Source organism: Ruegeria sp. YKSD163 (assembly GCF_059612905.1).
This window is the reverse complement of the sequence record NZ_JBXWRM010000011.1, coordinates 15667-31347: the sequence shown is the minus strand read 5'-3', so window position 1 is coordinate 31347 and position 15681 is coordinate 15667. Positions and strand designations below refer to the sequence as shown.

20 protein-coding genes are annotated in these 15681 nt (G+C 63.2%); 9 read left to right on the top strand and 11 right to left on the bottom strand.

All coding sequences use genetic code 11. The features are described from left to right. Positions 1–15: 15 nt before the first annotated feature. Both AC2FNA_RS15060 and AC2FNA_RS15055 read right to left on the bottom strand, forming a co-directional pair. Entirely contained in the window at positions 16–384 is a 369-nt protein-coding gene (locus AC2FNA_RS15060; RefSeq protein ID WP_496827866.1) for a hypothetical protein, read from the bottom strand. Between the two features lie 48 nt (positions 385–432). Beyond that, positions 433–750 carry an ArsC/Spx/MgsR family protein gene (locus tag AC2FNA_RS15055; RefSeq protein ID WP_496827864.1) on the bottom strand — a complete coding sequence of 106 codons (318 nt, stop codon included), beginning with the start codon at positions 748–750 and terminating at the stop codon, positions 433–435. Between the two features lie 219 nt (positions 751–969). On the opposite strand from AC2FNA_RS15055, the gene AC2FNA_RS15050 reads away from it, so the two are divergent. Continuing rightward, positions 970–1176, top strand: a complete 207-nt coding sequence (locus AC2FNA_RS15050; protein ID WP_011047016.1) for a cold-shock protein — start codon at positions 970–972, stop codon at positions 1174–1176. A gap of 94 nt (positions 1177–1270) precedes the next feature. On the opposite strand, the gene AC2FNA_RS15045 is transcribed toward AC2FNA_RS15050, so the two are convergent. After that, entirely contained in the window at positions 1271–2164 is an 894-nt protein-coding gene (locus AC2FNA_RS15045; protein ID WP_496827862.1) for a hypothetical protein, read from the bottom strand. A gap of 67 nt (positions 2165–2231) precedes the next feature. Further along, positions 2232–3140 (bottom strand): FAD-dependent thymidylate synthase, encoded by a 909-nt coding sequence (thyX, locus tag AC2FNA_RS15040; RefSeq protein ID WP_496827860.1) that lies wholly within the window; start codon positions 3138–3140, stop codon positions 2232–2234. A 233-nt stretch (positions 3141–3373) separates the two neighbouring features. Here thyX and AC2FNA_RS15035 point away from each other — a divergent pair, with 233 nt between their 5' ends. The 5 genes from AC2FNA_RS15035 to AC2FNA_RS15015 all read left to right on the top strand — a co-directional run bounded on the left by AC2FNA_RS15035 (position 3374) and on the right by AC2FNA_RS15015 (position 7746). Then, positions 3374–4393, top strand: a complete 1020-nt coding sequence (locus AC2FNA_RS15035; RefSeq protein WP_496827858.1) for a hypothetical protein — start codon at positions 3374–3376, stop codon at positions 4391–4393. An 8-nt stretch (positions 4394–4401) separates the two neighbouring features. Then, positions 4402–5802 carry a surface lipoprotein assembly modifier gene (locus AC2FNA_RS15030; protein WP_496827856.1) on the top strand — a complete coding sequence of 467 codons (1401 nt, stop codon included), beginning with the start codon at positions 4402–4404 and terminating at the stop codon, positions 5800–5802. 65 nt (positions 5803–5867) lie between these two features. Further along, positions 5868–6296, top strand: a complete 429-nt coding sequence (locus AC2FNA_RS15025) for a VOC family protein (protein WP_496827854.1) — start codon at positions 5868–5870, stop codon at positions 6294–6296. Next, positions 6296–6985: a DUF1194 domain-containing protein gene (locus AC2FNA_RS15020; protein ID WP_496827852.1), complete on the top strand. Its 690-nt coding sequence runs from the start codon at positions 6296–6298 to the stop codon at positions 6983–6985. The genes AC2FNA_RS15025 and AC2FNA_RS15020 overlap by 1 nt, the downstream gene beginning before the upstream one ends. Further along, positions 6982–7746: a DUF1194 domain-containing protein gene (locus tag AC2FNA_RS15015; RefSeq protein ID WP_496827850.1), complete on the top strand. Its 765-nt coding sequence runs from the start codon at positions 6982–6984 to the stop codon at positions 7744–7746. Before AC2FNA_RS15020 ends, AC2FNA_RS15015 begins: the two co-directional genes overlap by 4 nt. Here AC2FNA_RS15015 and AC2FNA_RS15010 read toward each other — a convergent pair. From AC2FNA_RS15010 to AC2FNA_RS15000, 3 genes are all read right to left on the bottom strand, one after another. Continuing rightward, positions 7740–8231 carry a MarR family winged helix-turn-helix transcriptional regulator gene (locus AC2FNA_RS15010; RefSeq protein ID WP_044028039.1) on the bottom strand — a complete coding sequence of 164 codons (492 nt, stop codon included), beginning with the start codon at positions 8229–8231 and terminating at the stop codon, positions 7740–7742. The two genes, AC2FNA_RS15015 and AC2FNA_RS15010, sit on opposite strands and share 7 nt — an antisense overlap. Positions 8232–8314: 83 nt before the next feature. Next, the gene (locus AC2FNA_RS15005; protein WP_234144791.1) at positions 8315–8572 is read right to left on the bottom strand and encodes a succinate dehydrogenase assembly factor 2; all 258 of its coding nucleotides are present in this window, start codon (positions 8570–8572) and stop codon (positions 8315–8317) included. After that, entirely contained in the window at positions 8569–8961 is a 393-nt protein-coding gene (locus tag AC2FNA_RS15000; protein WP_496827848.1) for a helix-turn-helix domain-containing protein, read from the bottom strand. The genes AC2FNA_RS15005 and AC2FNA_RS15000 overlap by 4 nt, the downstream gene beginning before the upstream one ends. 92 nt (positions 8962–9053) lie before the next feature. Between AC2FNA_RS15000 and AC2FNA_RS14995 the strand changes: the two genes are divergently transcribed. Next, positions 9054–10256: a pyridoxal phosphate-dependent aminotransferase gene (locus tag AC2FNA_RS14995; protein WP_496827846.1), complete on the top strand. Its 1203-nt coding sequence runs from the start codon at positions 9054–9056 to the stop codon at positions 10254–10256. A 16-nt stretch (positions 10257–10272) separates the two neighbouring features. Further along, the gene (locus AC2FNA_RS14990; protein WP_496827844.1) at positions 10273–10674 is read left to right on the top strand and encodes a hypothetical protein; all 402 of its coding nucleotides are present in this window, start codon (positions 10273–10275) and stop codon (positions 10672–10674) included. Positions 10675–10783: 109 nt separating this feature from the next. On the opposite strand, the gene AC2FNA_RS14985 is transcribed toward AC2FNA_RS14990, so the two are convergent. From AC2FNA_RS14985 to AC2FNA_RS14975, 3 genes are all read right to left on the bottom strand, one after another. Continuing rightward, a complete protein-coding gene (locus AC2FNA_RS14985; protein WP_496827842.1) occupies positions 10784–11449 on the bottom strand; it encodes a Hint domain-containing protein in 666 nt (221 codons plus the stop codon). A 241-nt stretch (positions 11450–11690) separates the two neighbouring features. After that, entirely contained in the window at positions 11691–12338 is a 648-nt protein-coding gene (locus AC2FNA_RS14980) for a sulfotransferase family 2 domain-containing protein (RefSeq protein WP_496827840.1), read from the bottom strand. 31 nt (positions 12339–12369) lie between these two features. After that, on the bottom strand, positions 12370–13278 hold the full coding sequence (locus AC2FNA_RS14975; protein WP_234184152.1) for a DMT family transporter: 909 nt from the start codon (positions 13276–13278) through the stop codon (positions 12370–12372). A 159-nt stretch (positions 13279–13437) separates the two neighbouring features. Between AC2FNA_RS14975 and AC2FNA_RS14970 the strand changes: the two genes are divergently transcribed. Continuing rightward, positions 13438–14451 carry a hypothetical protein gene (locus tag AC2FNA_RS14970; protein WP_496827838.1) on the top strand — a complete coding sequence of 338 codons (1014 nt, stop codon included), beginning with the start codon at positions 13438–13440 and terminating at the stop codon, positions 14449–14451. Between the two features lie 64 nt (positions 14452–14515). On the opposite strand, the gene AC2FNA_RS14965 is transcribed toward AC2FNA_RS14970, so the two are convergent. Beyond that, a complete protein-coding gene (locus tag AC2FNA_RS14965) occupies positions 14516–15643 on the bottom strand; it encodes an SPOR domain-containing protein (protein ID WP_496827836.1) in 1128 nt (375 codons plus the stop codon). Between the last annotated feature and the right edge of the window lie 38 nt (positions 15644–15681).

Sequence of the window (15681 nt, the reverse complement as noted above, 5' to 3'; positions counted from 1 at the left end):
CGCGGGCCAAAACCTTCAGAAATGCGCCTTGGGCTCGTCCGGCTTGCCCGCGGCCACGCCCAGAACCCCGCCCACCGCGGCAAAGGCGATGGGGAACATGGTGAACACGTTGAAGCCAAAGGCGTGATACATGCCTGCCGCCGAGATCAGCAGCAACACCCCGCCCCACAGCGCCCGCGCCCGGGCCATGGCACCGCCCGCAATCGCCAGCATCGGCGCGATGATCGAGGTCATCTGCACCAGATCGGCATTCTCGACCTGCTCGGCCAGCCCGTCGATCTCGCCGAAATGCTCGATCGCCTCGACATAGCCAAAGCTGAAAAAGCCGACCAGCATACCGATCAGACCGGCGATGATCCCCAGAACAAGGGCGGCATTGCGCATCTTGGGTTCTCTCCTGCGTTTCCCTACCAGTCCGACATAAGGCGGCGCCTAGCCCAGACCAAGGGCCTGACGGGTGGCAGGGGTCCAACCGAGGTAAAATTCCCCCCCGGCCTCGATCAGCGGCCGCTTCATCAGGGCGGGATATTGCGCGATCAGATCCAGCGGCGCGCCGGCGCGCTCGGCCTCGTCCAGCCCGCGCCAGGTTGTCGAGCGGGTATTGAGCAGATCGGCGCCGAACTGCGCCCAGGCCCGGCCCAGAACCGCCGGGTCGACGCCATCGGCGCGCACATCGACAAGCCGCGCATCAGGTAATGATTTCAACGCCTTGCGGCAGGTATCGCAGTTCTTCAGACCATAGATCAGCATGGCGCCCCCTTCTTGTTACTGCGGAAATATCGCGCATTTTGCGCCTCGACACCCCCTTTTTCTTGATTTTTGCACGCACCGTGCAATCTTGTGGCCGGAGCTTCCGGCCTGTCGGCGTCCGGCATGTTCATGCTGGACCGGGCGTTCGTCTATCCGGTCGCCCGATCACGACCCCGACAATTACAGGGGTGACCTGGAAGGTAGAAGGAGACACGGGACATGCCTACCGGCACCGTGAAATGGTTTAACGCAACAAAAGGTTACGGGTTCATTGCCCCTGATGATGGGGGCAAGGACGTTTTTGTACATATTTCGGCTGTCGAAAGGTCCGGTCTGACTGGACTCGCCGACAACCAGAAAGTGTCCTTTGAAATGCTGGACGGACGTGACGGCCGCAAGATGGCCGGAGACATCAAGCCACTGTAACGGGACCAGCCCGGTTGTTTCCGGGTCATGCATCTGGCGGCGGCCGGGACGCACGGCCGCCGGTCACCCGATGGCCGCGACGCGGCCTCCGGCCTCAATCGGATGCCCGCTGTAGCGACCCGCTGATCAGGGTCGAAATCGCCCCTTTGTTCGCCTCTACCGCGCCGGCAAGGGCCTTGGCATCGTTTGCGCCCGCGCCAACCTCGGTAACGGCGATACTCAACGTGACCGGCCGCCCCTGATGATAAGGCATGATCGCCGTATCGTATCCGCCCTCGGGACTGTCGGGATAGATCTCGGGAACCGCCCTGTGCCGGACGCCCCCGAAAGGCGATGAGACATTTGCCCTTGCAGGTTTCAATCCCAGGCTTTGCGAGTGGCTGACCAATTCGCCGTCGGCATTGACCGCAGCCACAGACAGGGTGACGGCGGCCCCTGCCCATCCGATTTCCTCGGCCTTCACGCTGGTCGCGGCCTTCAGCACCGGGGTATAGGAATAGACGGGCCTGACGAACATGGCACCATCGCCGATTTCCTTCAGCTCGAGCACGATCGCCGAATAGAGATCGCGACGGGTCTTGTCGCTACTCAAGGGCCCCATGCGGACGATACCGACGCAGCGGATATCGTTTGTGGTGCGCCCGATCTGGAAATTCGAGAAATTCGCCGAACCGACATAGCGCGCCTGATAGCGCTGTGCCCATTTTCGCGCTCCCTCGACCACCGCATTGGTCAACACGTTGGTCACAATGGACAAGAGAGCTGTCCGCAACAGCGCCGCTTCTCGGTCGCCGTCCGTCGGCGGTGGCGGAGGTTTGCGCAGAGCACAGCGTTCGGTCGGGAAATCCGGCAGAACGATGTTCATCCTGTCGGTATTGGCGCCGCCAAAGAATATCAGCCTGGCAGTATCTCCCCCCGAGGTTCCTTCATGCTGCACACAGGCGGCAAGCGGCACAGCAAGGCACAAACCCAGAAACGATCTACGCATCGATCCTCCCCCCGGAAAACAGAGGGAGGATGGCAGATCATCTACGATTTTTCAACTTCCGGGCGTATTACCGGCCGATTACATCCTGAAATTCGCGCCACTCCCGCGCCGAGAGGCCCGAGGTCTCTTGCGTCACCGCCTCGCCTGCCAGCATCCGGCGCAGGCTGTCGACCATCTGCGCCGACAGGTTCACCGCACCCAGCCGGTAATCCTCGAACGCCTTATAGGCAAAGGGCACCCAGTCGGCGACCAGGCGGCACATGGTTTCGGCATAGACCCGGATCTCGTATTGCGCATGCGCATCTGCGCGCAGGCGCAGGAAATGGAACAGGTTGTGCAGATCGACCTTCCAGTACCATTGGGTATAGATATTGGCCGGCAGGTTCATCCGCGCCAGTTCGCGCGCCAGGCCCTGCTGACCGTCCTGTCCGATCATCGCTTCGTAATTGTCGTAGCAGCGGGCGCTGTCGGCCTTTAGGATCTCCAGCACGCGCGCCGCCTCTTCTCCCTGCAGCGCCTCACCCCGGCCCTGGTTGTTGACCGCCGATTGTGCCGCAACATGCTCGGGCGCCGGGATATAGAATTCACGATCCAGGATCGAATAGCGGGCCGAGTATTCGTTCACATTGGCGGTGCGGTGCCGGATCCACTGTCGGGCCACGAAAACCGGCAGTTTCACATGCAGCTTGACCTCGCACATCTCGAACGGGGTCGAGTGCCAATGCCGCATCAGGTAGCGGATCAGACCTTCGTCATTCTGCACCGATTTGGTGCCCTTGCCATAGCTGACGCGTGCCGCCTGACAGATTGCCGCATCGTCGCCCATATAGTCGATCACCCGGACAAAGCCGTGATCCAGCACCGGATGCGCGGTATAGAGATGCTCCTCCATCCCCGGCGACACGACACGGCGGGTTGGCGCGTTCTGCGCCCGCTGGGCCTCGATCTCGGCCAATTGTTCCGGGGAAAGCGGCATCGGGTGTCCTTTCACTACATGAGTCGCAGCCATACTATATATGGCCGCGCCCCGTACCAAAACCGCCATATGAGGTATGGCTTTTCGGACACCCTGTTTCGCTTTCCGACAACCCGCTCAGGTTGCGATTGACTTTCGCGTCAGCAGACCGGACTATCGGCCAAAATGATCTGACAAAAGAGCAGAGGCAGGCAGTTATGAAACCCCATCTCGTTGCGGTCGCAACGTGCGTTGTGCTGGCAGCGTGCGGTGGCTCCGATGCCGTATTTGGAACTGGTGATGGAACCGGCGACGGTGGCAGCGGTGGCGACACTGGCGGCGATACAGGTTCGCCCATTCAAGGTGATCGTACGCTTCCGCCGGGAACAACTTCGCCCACCGCAAGAACCGGGATCTTCAGAAGCGAGCCCACCAGCACCGAAACCGCCTACAATGGTAACGGTTTTGCCCGTGATGTCCGTTACAATGCCGCCGACGACACCTTCTCGGTCGACAACCTCGGCTTTGACGGCGACAATACCTATTCCCGCGGAACCACAGTCGGCAGCCTCGGCCCCTATGCGGTCTACGAGGCCGACGCACAGTTCCTGGACAGTTTCGATGGCCAGCCGGTCAACCAGTTCCGCCACCGTGCCATTTATGGCGTCTCGACCTCGGGCAATACGCAATTCGCCATCGTGCGGACCGGCGCCTATGTTGGCTATGGGTTTGGCGGTTTCATCTACCAGCGCAACAACGAGGTGAACCTGCCGACCACCGGCCAGGCGCTGTTCTCGGGTAATGTTGCGGGCTTGCGCGACTACAACGGTATCGGTGCGCTGGAATACACCACCGGTGATATCCGCATCGCCATCGACTTTGACGATTTCAACGATAGCACCGGCACCCGAGGGGACGCGGTACGCGGCGAAATCCGCAATCGCCGCATCTTTGACATGGACGGCAACGACGTTACCGAAACCACGCTGAACCGGATCAACACCCAGAACAACGCCACCCTGAGGGAAATCCCGACCGCCACATTCACCGTCGGCCCCGGCGTGATGGACGACAATGGCGAGATCCTGGGCCAGATGACCAGCTATTTCGTGAACAACGAAGGCCAGGCGCTGCTGTTCGAGGAAGGCAATTACTATGCCATCGTCTCGGGTGACAGGGCACAAGAGATCGTGGGCGTGGTGGTGCTGGAAACCAAACGTGACCCGGCTGCGACCTCGGTTCGCGAGACCGGCGGCTTCATCGTCTACAACTGAGGCCGGTGATGCGGCCGTGGGGAAAGATACGCCGCCCCATCGCGGCTCTGGCCCTTCTGACCGGGTTGCTGCCCTCTGTGCTCGGTGCCGAGGCGCCGGTCAAGCTGAGCCCCGATGAACTCAGGGCCACCGCCGTCCAGGCGCTCCGCATCGGGGCGCCTGAACAGGCCTATAGCTATGCTCATGCTTTGTTGCAGCGCGATCCAGCGGACCGGCAGGCGCTGCTGGTACATTCTCGCGCGGCCCGCACGCTTGGCCGCTTTGACGAGGCGCGCAGCTCTGCCCAACAGGCCTGGCGGCTGTCCGAAACCGACGAGCAGAAATTCGCAAGCTCGATGGTCATGGCCCAGGCACTCGCCTCGGATGACCGCCGCACATTGGCTCAATGGTGGCTGCGCCGCGCCGTCGAACACGCCCCCACCGAGGAGTTGAGCCGGATCGCCGTGCGCGATTTCCGCTATGTGCGGGCGCGCAACCCCTGGCTGACGAGGCTGTCCTTTGCGATCACCCCGGACAGCAATATCAACAACGGCTCGTCACAACGATCCTCGTTCCTGAACTACAAACTGTCCGAAGTCCTTTATGGCCAACCAGTCGAATATCAGCTGGGCGGATCGGCACGGGCGCTGTCGGGGATCGAATACGCACTGGGCCTGACCACCCGCTACCGTTTTCGCGAGTTGCCGACCCGCGCGCATGACCTGATCCTGTCGGTCGATCTGCGCGCCTATTCGCTGTCCTCCGAGGCCAAGGCCATTGCCCCCACCGCCCGTGCCAGCGATTTCTCCTTCGCCTCCTACACGCTGGGCTATGGCCAGCGCGGCATCAATTTCGACCGGCGCGGCGAATACCGTTTCTTTGTCGATGTCGGGCAGAGCTGGTATGGCGGCAACGAATATGCCCGGTTTGCGCGGCTCAGCCTGGGGCAAAGCTACAAGCTGGACAGGGGGCGCCAGATCAACGCCCGCATCGCCACCGAGCGGCAATGGGGTGTCACCCGCAGTGATCAGGACACGATACGCGCCGATCTGTCCTATACCCTGCCGCTCGCGGGGGGGACAACGCTGTGGACCAATCTGACCGGGGCGGTGGCGACCTCGAACCTGGCCGCCGACGAGTTCGACGAAATCGCGCTGCGCGCCCAGATCACCTTTGCCAAACCGATCCTTGGCGCCACCGCGCAGCTGGGGCTGTGGGCCCGCAGCCGCGACTATGACGTGTCGCCACATGATCGCAACGGCCGGCAGGAAGACAAGTACGAGGCGGATTTCACGCTGATCTTCAACAAGATAGACTATTATGGCTTCAACCCCACCATGCGCATCAGCGCCTCGCGCACCGAAAGCAACATCGCGCTTTATGATGCGCGCCGGTTCGGGGTGAATTTCGGCATCCAATCCGCGTTCTAGGCGGCTCGACATTGACGGCCACTGCGCTAGGCTTCGTCGCGACACCCAGAACAGGAAAACAAGCGATGCCGCTCAAATATCTGCACGTCATGGTCCGCGTTAAGGACCTGGAAAAATCCATGGCCTTCTACGAATTGCTCGGCCTGCGCGAGATCCGCCGCTACGACAGCGAAGAGGGACGGTTCACACTGGTCTATCTGGCCGCGCCCGGCCAGGACGAGACCCCGCTGGAGCTGACCTATAACTGGGATGGTGACGACGGGCTGCCCAGCGACAGCCGCCATTTCGGGCATCTGGCCTACGGGGTCGACGACATCTATGCAACCTGCGCGATGCTGCAAGAGAACGGCATAACCATCAACCGGCCACCGCGCGACGGGCGCATGGCCTTTGTCCGTTCGCCTGACAATATCTCGATCGAATTGCTGCAGAACGGTGCCGCGCTGGACCCGGCCGAGCCCTGGGTCAGCATGGACAGCACCGGCCACTGGTGATGTGCCGGGCCACCGCTGCCTGTCTGCTAGCACTGCTGGCAACGCAGGCGTCGGCTTTGGAATGCCGCTTGGCCCTTGCCCTGGCGCTTGATGTGTCGCGTTCGATCGACGCGCGCGAGGACCGGTTGCAGCGGCAGGGGCTGGCGACGGCGTTGCTGGCCCCCGAGGTGGTGCGCGCCGCCTTTTCAACACCGCAGCCGGTTGCACTCGCCGCCTATGAATGGAGTGGACCGGCCGATCAGCAATTGCTGCTCGACTGGACAGTCATACGCACGCGCGCCGATATGGAAGCTGCCGCCGCCCGTCTGGGCGCCTCTCGTCGAGCAACGACCGAAGCGCCTACCGCCATGGGGCACGCGCTTGCCTATGGTGCCGCACTGCTGGAGCGCGGTCCAAACTGTCTGTTCCGCACTATCGACCTGTCGGGCGATGGCGAGAATAATGAGGGGTTCGAACCGCGCGCGGCCTATGCCGCCCCGGCCTTTGGCAACATCACCGTCAATGGGCTGGCGATCAACGGTGCCGAATACGAAACCGAGATCCAGCTGATCCCCTATTTCGAGACCGAGGTGCTGCATGGCCCCGGCGCCTTTCTCGAGGTGGCACAGGGCTTTGCCGATTTCGAACGCGCCATGCGGCGCAAGCTGGAGCGGGAACTGTCCGGGCTGGTGATCGGGGGGCTGCGATGATCCGCGTGTTGGCCCTTCTGGTCCTGCTGCTGCCCGTGCCCGGCTGGGCCGGATGCCGGCAGGCGCTGGCGCTGGGGCTTGATGTCTCCGGTTCGGTCGATGCGCGTGAATACCGGTTGCAGCTCGACGGGCTGGCCGCGGCGCTGCTGGTGCCCGCGGTTCAGTCGCGCCTGCTTGCGATGCCTGGCCAACCGATCCGGCTGGCCGTCTATGAATGGAGCGAACCAGGGTTTCAGCGCCTGATCCTGCCCTGGCGGCAGATCGACACCGCCGCCGATCTTGAGGAGGTCGCGGCCACCCTGCGCGCCACCCGCCGGGCCGCTGCGCCACCGGGCACCGCCATCGGCCCCGCGATGCGTCATGGTGCCGCCCTGCTGGCTCAACAACCTGACTGCTGGAAACGCACGCTCGACCTGTCGGGCGATGGCAAGCACAACATGGGCCCGCATCCCCGCGCAGTAAAGGCCGCGCTGGAGGACACCGGCCTGACCGTCAACGCGCTGGTCATTGGCGCGGACAGCATGACCTCCACGGACCTCCGCCAGACCCAGATTGGAGAGCTGTCGGCCTATTACGGCGCCTGGGTGATCCTGGGACCCGGCGCCTTTGTCGAGGTTGCGCTGGGATATGACGACTATCAGGCCGCAATGGAGCGCAAACTGAGGCGCGAGCTGGAGGGGCTGGTTCTCTCTGCCCTTCCCGCCCGCACCGCGACGCAGCTACACGCGCCTGTCCTGCCTAGGCCTGTCCTGCCTCAATAAATGTACCGGATCTGATCGGTCCAGTACCGCTCCACCCGCTTCAGGGCCGAGGTGATCTCCTCGATCCCGTCGGGACCCAGCACGCCTCGGCTTTGCAGCCCCTCGGCATGGCGCATGAACAACTCGGCGACCACATCGCGGATCTCGCGCCCCCGCTGGGTCAGCCTGACCCGAACCGAGCGGCGGTCGATCTCGCAGCGCTGGTGGTGCATATAGCCCATGTCGACCAGCTTCTTGAGGTTGTAGCTGACATTGCTGCCCTGGTAATATCCGCGGCTTTTCAATTCGCCCGCAGTCACCTCGTTATCGCCGATATTGAACAGCAAAAGCGCCTGTACCGCGTTGATTTCCAGCACGCCGACCCGCTCGAACTCGTCCTTGATGACGTCGAGCAGCAGCCGGTGCAACCGCTCGACCAGCGACAGCGCCTCCAGATAGTTTGCCATGAAGCCTTTGGCGCCGGCCTGGGCGATCTGCCTCTCCATACTCATCCGTCTCTCCGACTCGCTGCTGCTTGCCGAATACTCTCAGACGAAAACCCAAAGAATCAGTTAAGTTGAAAACTGTGTTATTTTTGAAACGTTTGCGCGATATCCGCGATCAAATCCCGATAGCGGTCCGGGGCAGAAACCTGCCCCGTGACCCATTGATAGAGATCCTGATCGTTCTCGTGCAGCAGCGCGTCGTAAAGATCGAGCGCGCCCGCATCCATCGCCTCGATATTGCGGTCGGCATAAGCGGACAGGATCAGGTCCATCTCCTTGATCCCGCGCCGCATCGAGCGCATGCGCATCCGTTTGATCCGGGTTTCGCGGCTTTCGCTCACTCGGTTTGCTCCATGATCTGGCGCAGCTGCTTTTCCAGCCGCGCGGCACGCTGGCCGCTGGCCTGAAGATCGGCGCGCAGGCTGCGCAATTCGGTCAGCAAGGCCGCCATGTCGCGGGCGGTTTCATCGGTCTCGTTCAGCGCCTCACCACCCTGCCCCTCGCCGGTGATCAGCCAGACGATCGAGACATTCAGCAGCCCCGCCAGCATCGACAGACGATTGGCGCGCGGCTCGGACAGGTCGTTTTCCCAGCCGCTGATCGTGCTCTTCTTCACCCCAAGACGGCGGGCCAGTTGCGCCTGGGTCATGTCCGCGGCCTCGCGCGCCGCAGCCAGACGGTCGCCAAAGGTCGCGGCCTCGGGTCCGTACCAATCGGTTTCGTCGCTCATAGCGGTCCTTTCCGGTTGCCTCCGCAACCTGCTTGATCGTCGGTTGGGCGCACCCTATGACAGGGACGCGCAACATTCAAACCGAGGCCGCCATGAGTTTCCTGTCTGCGACATTGTCCCGCGTCAAACCCTCGCCCACCGTTGCCATGACGGCCAAGGCGGCCGAACTCAAGGCCGAAGGCCGCGACATCATCGGGCTGAGCGCGGGCGAGCCGGATTTCGACACGCCGCAGAACATCAAGGACGCCGCAACCGCCGCCATCGCGGCGGGCAAGACCAAATATACCGCGCCCGACGGCATCATCGAGCTGAAGCAGGCGGTCTGCGCCAAGATGCAGCGCGATCACGGGCTGAGCTACACACCCGCCCAGGTCTCGGTCGGCAGCGGCGGCAAACAGACGCTGTACAACGCGCTGATGGCAACGCTTAATCCCGGTGACGAGGTGATCATCCCCGCCCCCTATTGGGTCAGCTATCCCGACATGGTACTGCTGGGCGGCGGCACGCCGGTGGTGGTGGAAACCGCGCTGGAGACCGCATTCAAGCTGACGCCCGCGCAACTTGAGGCCGCAATCACGCCGCGCACGAAATGGTTCATCTTCAACTCGCCCTCGAACCCGACCGGCGCGGGCTACAGCCGGGACGAGTTGAAGGGCCTGACTGATGTGCTGATGCGTCACCCGCATGTCTGGGTGATGTCCGACGATATGTATGAACATCTCGCCTATGACGGGTTCGAATTCTGCACCCCCGCACAGGTGGAGCCGGGCCTGTATGACCGCACGCTGACCTGCAATGGCGTTTCCAAGGCCTATGCGATGACCGGCTGGCGGATCGGCTATGCGGCCGGGCCGGTGGAGCTGATTGCCGCCATGCGCAAGATCCAGTCGCAATCCACCTCGAACCCATGCACCATCAGCCAATGGGCAGCGGTCGAAGCATTGAACGGCACGCAAGAATTCCTGGCCCCGAACGCGACGCTTTTCAAACGCCGCCGCGACTTGGTGATCTCGATGCTGAATGCCATCGACGGCATCGAATGCCCCACCCCCGAGGGCGCGTTCTATGTCTATCCCTCGATTGCCGGCCTGATCGGCAAGACCACGCCCAGGGGTACCGTGATCGACAGTGACGAGACCTTTTGCACCGCATTGCTGGAAGAGGCCGACGTGGCGGTGGTGTTTGGTGCGGCCTTCGGGCTTTCCCCGAATTTCCGTGTCAGCTACGCTGCCTCCGATGCGGCCCTGACCGAGGCCTGCACCCGCATCCAGCGCTTCTGCGCGTCACTGACCTGAAACGGGAGACACCGGAATGGGCGCCGAATTGCCAGACTATTACTTCCGGGTCCGGGAAAATGGCGCCTTTGTCTTTCGCGTCGACACGGAAAACCGCCAGCGCCGGATCGAAATGGATCACATTGCCGTCGTCAACATCAAGAATGGCGATATCAAGCCCCAGGGCGGGCGCACGCTCAGCCCCGAGGATCTGCGAGAGATCAAGCGCTGGATGACCGAGCGCACCGATCTGCTCGCCCGGCGTGATATCGACGATATCCACCGGGCGGTGGATTACCTGAACCTGACCACCCATTGGGTCCAGTCCAAGGCAAGCGACGCGCAACTCGAAGAGGTCACTGATGCGCTGCTGCTGGCCATGCACGACCTGCGCTCGGTGCTGGTCCGCAAGAAGGCCGACCGGTTGATGAAAGGCTGATACCCGAGCGTATCGGAGCTGCGCAGAATTTCCGCGAAATTCTGCTAAAGAAAATTGAAATTTTCTTTAGACATTTTCTTTGCAAGAAAATGTCGCGCGCGCATACCGGTCAGCCGAAAGGGTTCGCGGCAATCGGGCGGCCAGGGCGCGGGGGGCGTATTGGCAGGCCCGGCAAATCGGCAGGATTGCAACCCAGCGCGTCATCGTCACCATCGTCGATCAGACAGTTCACCAGAAACCGCGCCGCCGCCCCGGTGAGCCGCTCATAGAGCGCGGGCTGCAACGAATCGGTTTCGTCCAGCACCTGCCGAGGCGCAGGACAATGGGCAAGCAAACCGCCCTCGACATAGACGACCTCGTCCTGGTGAAAGGCCAGCGTGGTGATCTCGACCCGCTCGCTGGGCCGACCGGCATCGATGCCGCGATAACCGCACAGCAACCGTACGGGGACCACCGCAAAAGGATCCCCCAACACGTCCAGTGCCGCCTCGCATTCCACCAGCAGGCCCTGATCGGGCATCAGCCACAGGTCACGCCGATTGTGACATACGCCCCGAGGCAGTCGCACCGGACGCAGCGTCGCAGGCAGCCCATGCGGGAGCAAAACCGTTTCCCGCTGGATATCGGCGACTGTCTGCATCGCGTGATCAAAGGTCAGCACCTTGTCGCCGACCTTGAGCGTCTCGACCGGTCGCCAGCCGAGATTCGAGGCAACCATTGTCCCCGCCAAAAATCCCGATTGCCCGGTAATGAGCAACCCGTCTAGGGTCGCCATGGCTTCCCCACCGGCCGGGCTCACCCCCGCTTTCCTGTTTTTCCATCCGAACATTCGCGCCGTCCCTACATGTGGCAGCAGCAAGAGCCTGGCTTGCCGGATTAACCAATTTATGAGGTCAGGACACGCGATTCGGATGCCAGAACCATGCCACGACAAGGGCGAGTTTGTGGCATTGGCCGGGTCTTTTCAGACAATACACCACCTGGCAGAGGATTGGCGCCACGGGCGCAACAGCGCCTCAATCGAAGCGATAACCAAATCGCGCGATATCGCTTGCACAGGCTGCACCCAGCATTTCGGCGGCGCGGTCCGAGTAATAGTCGCGGTAATCGGCGGCGCGGTCGGACCGGTTCGCCCGCGACAGGTTGAGCGCAAAACCCAGATGCGCGGTGACCGGCGCCAGATCCGCCTCAAGATGCTCCAGCCGAACATAGGCCGCGCATTGCTCCTCGCCGTCGGCACGGCGCATGTAGCTGGCCGCGGGCGTGGCCTGAAAGGCCGCCAGCGTCTGGGGATCGGTGACAAACGCCTCGAACCCCACCCGCCGGGCCAGATGTACCGCCGGATGGTCGAAGTCCTGCACCCGCAGCCAGTGATAATAGCTGACGGCCCGGTCCCAGGGATTGCGCACAAGGGTGAAGGCAAAGAGGTCGGCCAGCACCTCGGGCGCGATCAGCCCGTCGATATCGGCCAGGGTCGAATGTTTCCACAACCGACCGCGCGCCCGAACCCCTTTCAGACGACCGCGCCGGCGGATCGCCTTGGGCGTGTCGCCGATCAGGATGTCATCCTTCATCGCCCGCGCCTCAAGCGCCAGCGCCAGCGAGGTGCCGCCCGTCTTGGGAATATGCACGAAGATATAGCCGCGACCCGGTGAGATGATCATGCCGTCACGGTAGCGGCGCGGGCAGCGGCCCTCAACCCGATCTGAGCGCGATGATCGCGCCCGCCAGCACAATCAGCCCGATGCCCAGCATTTGCCAGGGCCCCAATCCCACACCCAGCACGACCCACGCAAAGAGCGGACCAAAGATCATCACCGAAAACTCAAAGACCGAGACATAGGACGGCTCGCCCAGTTGATAGGCACGGATCAGCATGAACACCGCAGTGGCCGACCCCACCGCCTGCAACGCGACCCAGGGCAATGCCTCGGCCATCGGCCATACCCAACCGCGCGCGACGAACCCGTCCGGCCCAGGCACCGGCGCCGCAGGAAAGAACGTCAGCCAGATCAATCCCGCCAGACCGGTCAGGCCCAGCGCCGTCACCATCGCCGCCAGCAGCGCCGCCGTGCTCTCGCCCGCGCAGTGGTTGCGGGTGACCACCGCACCCAGTGCATAGAAGAACCCTCCCGCAACCGGGATCAGCACCGTCGCATCGAAGGCGCTCGGATCGGGTTGCAACACGAACAGGATACCGGCAAAGCCCATCAGAACCGCCAGGATGCGCCAGGGTCCGATCCGCTGACGCAATCCAAAGGCGGTGATCAGCAGCACGAAGATCGGCGAGGTGAACAACCCCGCCAGCGCCTGCGCGATCGGCATGAAGGCCAAAGCACTGAAATAGAACAGCATCGCCACCGTCAACAACAGGCTGCGCAGCAGCACCCAGCCCTTGCGGCGTGGCAACAACCCGCCCAGACCCATCAGAGACATCAGCGCCACCAGGGGCAGCATCATCACCGCGCGGGTGAAATGGAACTGCCACAGCCCGATGCTCTCGGCCAGCCGGATCACGAAATTATCGATCACGCCGATGATGCTCATCGCCGCGATCATGTAGAGTGCCGCCGCCAGAGGGGCCGAAGGATTTTCTGCCTGCATCCCAAGCTGATAGCCGGGCCATGGACCCCGGTCTTGTCCCGTAGCGACACCTGAGAGGGGTTTTTGCCTGCGACTTCGGGCGCCGCGCAAGCCGTTTGCCGCTGGCCCGTCAAAGGTGTAGTCTGGGCAAAAAACAAGAACGAGCATCCCGTACCAGGCATGACAGCTCTCAAGCAATACGAGCGGATCGAGGCAACCGGCCTCTGGCGCCCCACCCCCGATGCGCAACGGCGCGAGGTTGTGGTCTCGATCGGCGAGGCGACGCTGACGATTTCCGACTTCAACGACCGCGCGTTGACGCATTGGTCGCTGGCGGCGCTGGAACGGCAGAACCCCGGCGCTTTTCCGGCGATCTATTGTCCCGACGGCGACCCCGGCGAGACGCTGGAACTGGCCGAGAGCGAGACAACAATGATCACCGCCATCGACCGGTTGCAGCGGGCCATCGACAGCCGCCGGGCGCATCCCGGACGCATCCGCTGGATCACGGTGGCGGTGATGGTGACGGTTGTGCTGGCAGTCCTGACACTCTGGCTGCCGGGTGCCTTGCGACGACATGTGGTCGCCGTGGTGCCCGAGATCAAGCGGGCCGAGATCGGCCGCGCCGTGCTGAACCGGATCGAGCGGGTCACCGGCCAGGCTTGCATGGGCGAGGATACCGACGCAATCCTGTCCCGTCTGGCCCAACGCACCGGCGTACAGCGGCTTGTCGTGGTGCCCGGCGGACGCGCCGACAGCCTGTTCCTGCCCGGCGGCATCGTGGTGCTGAACCATGCGCTGATCGGTGATCACGAGGACAGCTCGGTCGCCGCCGGCTATATCCTGGCCGAGCGCGCCCGCGCCAAGGCGCAGGATCCGCTGGATGACCTTCTCTATCGCGCGGGGCCGCTCGCCTCGTTTCGGCTCTTGACCACAGGCGGGCTGACGCCCGGAATTCTCGACAGTTACGCCGAGCGGGTGCTGGCCGAGACGCGCCCCGACCAGCCGGACGAAGCGTTGCTGGCGATGTTCAGCCAGGCAGCCATCCCTTCTTCCCCCTATGCCTATGCCCTCGACATCACCGGCGAGTCGGTACTTGGCCTGATCGAGGCAGACCCGATGACGGGGCGCAAGCTGGAACCCATTCTGGCCGACCGCGACTGGGTCCGATTGCAGGATATCTGCGGCGGCTAAGGACAAAACGGATCAGGCCGCCTCATTGGGCGGCCTGATCGGTTCCATTTCGGTCGCTTCCGCTTTAGCGGCGGCCGCGCGTTGGCGCCGGGGGTTCCTTGGCTGGAGCGTTCCGCGTCGACAGGCGCAGGTTCCATGGCGGTTTGGCGCCATTGGTGTAAGAGCGCTCGCTATGTACGACGGTAACGGTTCTGGGATTGGTCTCGACCGGCAGCAAGGTGCGCGGAAGATCGCGCGACCAGAGCTGTTCCATCTGCGCGTCCCCCTCGGCGGTACGCATGCCGCGCATCGGGTTCAGCCGGTCATCCTCGCGATCGACGGCCCGAAACCCGGCGGGGGTCCGAAAGTTGCTGTACTGGATCGCCGGGCGCAGGGTGCGTTCGGCGCGATGCGGGTTGAGCCGATCATCGTTCCACACAGGACGGTATCCGGCAGGCACCTGAACATTGGTGGTGTTCTGCCGCTTGTCATAGACATGCTGCGGCACCACGCGGGTGTTGAGCGAGACCCTGACACCGGTATCCCCTACCTTCAGCGAGGAACTCTTGCGGGTACCATAGGTGATCGGCGGCTCTGCCTGCGGACCACAGCGCACACCGGTCTGATTGATATACCGTTGGCTTAGTGGCGAGGCATTGGGACAGCCCCCCGAGGACGCCGCCGGAGCCACCGCGCGCGGCTTGACCGGGGCCGGGGCCGGGGCCGGAGCGACCGGCACGATAACGGGCGTCGGGCGTGCGGTGGTGGTCCGCGTGGTTGGAACAGCGGCAGGGCGCACGGTGGTGGCCCGAACCGTGGGCGTGGACGCCGTGCGGGGTGCGGGGCTGGCCGTTGTCCGCACCTGCGGCTTCGGTGCCGCTGCGGCGGCGGGTTTCGCGGTGGGTTGGTCCAGGCTGATCACCTTGGGCGCGGCCTGTTGCGGCGCGGTGCTGGTCGCCCCCGCCACGGCGGTGGGCTTGTATCCGCAGACCTGCTTGCGCTCGCGCGAGACACGCGGCACCCATGTCACATTGCCGTCGATCCCGGCGCGGATATAAATACAGCCGCGGCTGTCCACATATTGCTTTCCCTTGTAGGAGGCAGGCGGAAACTCCGCTGGCGGCGAGGCATTTCGCAAGGTCTGAGCGTTCAGCGTGCTGAACCCGACGCTCAGACCGATGACCGAAAGTGCAATAATCCTTGTAACTCTCATGCCTGCCCCCACAAGATATGGAAGTCAGGATGCCGCAA

Excerpts from the sequence above, each read along its gene's own strand:
- AC2FNA_RS15060 (WP_496827866.1), bottom strand. The coding sequence starts at position 384 with ATGCGCAATGCCGCCCTTGTTCTGGGGATCATCGCCGGTCTGATCGGT.
- AC2FNA_RS15055 (WP_496827864.1), bottom strand. The coding sequence starts at position 750 with ATGCTGATCTATGGTCTGAAGAACTGCGATACCTGCCGCAAGGCGTTG.
- AC2FNA_RS15050 (WP_011047016.1), top strand. The coding sequence starts at position 970 with ATGCCTACCGGCACCGTGAAATGGTTTAACGCAACAAAAGGTTACGGG.
- AC2FNA_RS15045 (WP_496827862.1), bottom strand. The coding sequence starts at position 2,164 with ATGCGTAGATCGTTTCTGGGTTTGTGCCTTGCTGTGCCGCTTGCCGCC.
- thyX (WP_496827860.1), bottom strand. The coding sequence starts at position 3,140 with ATGCCGCTTTCCCCGGAACAATTGGCCGAGATCGAGGCCCAGCGGGCG.
- AC2FNA_RS15030 (WP_496827856.1), top strand. The coding sequence starts at position 4,402 with ATGCGGCCGTGGGGAAAGATACGCCGCCCCATCGCGGCTCTGGCCCTT.
- AC2FNA_RS15025 (WP_496827854.1), top strand. The coding sequence starts at position 5,868 with ATGCCGCTCAAATATCTGCACGTCATGGTCCGCGTTAAGGACCTGGAA.
- AC2FNA_RS15020 (WP_496827852.1), top strand. The coding sequence starts at position 6,296 with ATGTGCCGGGCCACCGCTGCCTGTCTGCTAGCACTGCTGGCAACGCAG.
- AC2FNA_RS15015 (WP_496827850.1), top strand. The coding sequence starts at position 6,982 with ATGATCCGCGTGTTGGCCCTTCTGGTCCTGCTGCTGCCCGTGCCCGGC.
- AC2FNA_RS15010 (WP_044028039.1), bottom strand. The coding sequence starts at position 8,231 with ATGGAGAGGCAGATCGCCCAGGCCGGCGCCAAAGGCTTCATGGCAAAC.
- AC2FNA_RS15000 (WP_496827848.1), bottom strand. The coding sequence starts at position 8,961 with ATGAGCGACGAAACCGATTGGTACGGACCCGAGGCCGCGACCTTTGGC.
- AC2FNA_RS14995 (WP_496827846.1), top strand. The coding sequence starts at position 9,054 with ATGAGTTTCCTGTCTGCGACATTGTCCCGCGTCAAACCCTCGCCCACC.
- AC2FNA_RS14990 (WP_496827844.1), top strand. The coding sequence starts at position 10,273 with ATGGGCGCCGAATTGCCAGACTATTACTTCCGGGTCCGGGAAAATGGC.
- AC2FNA_RS14985 (WP_496827842.1), bottom strand. The coding sequence starts at position 11,449 with ATGGCGACCCTAGACGGGTTGCTCATTACCGGGCAATCGGGATTTTTG.
- AC2FNA_RS14980 (WP_496827840.1), bottom strand. The coding sequence starts at position 12,338 with ATGATCATCTCACCGGGTCGCGGCTATATCTTCGTGCATATTCCCAAG.
- AC2FNA_RS14975 (WP_234184152.1), bottom strand. The coding sequence starts at position 13,278 with ATGCAGGCAGAAAATCCTTCGGCCCCTCTGGCGGCGGCACTCTACATG.
- AC2FNA_RS14970 (WP_496827838.1), top strand. The coding sequence starts at position 13,438 with ATGACAGCTCTCAAGCAATACGAGCGGATCGAGGCAACCGGCCTCTGG.
- AC2FNA_RS14965 (WP_496827836.1), bottom strand. The coding sequence starts at position 15,643 with ATGAGAGTTACAAGGATTATTGCACTTTCGGTCATCGGTCTGAGCGTC.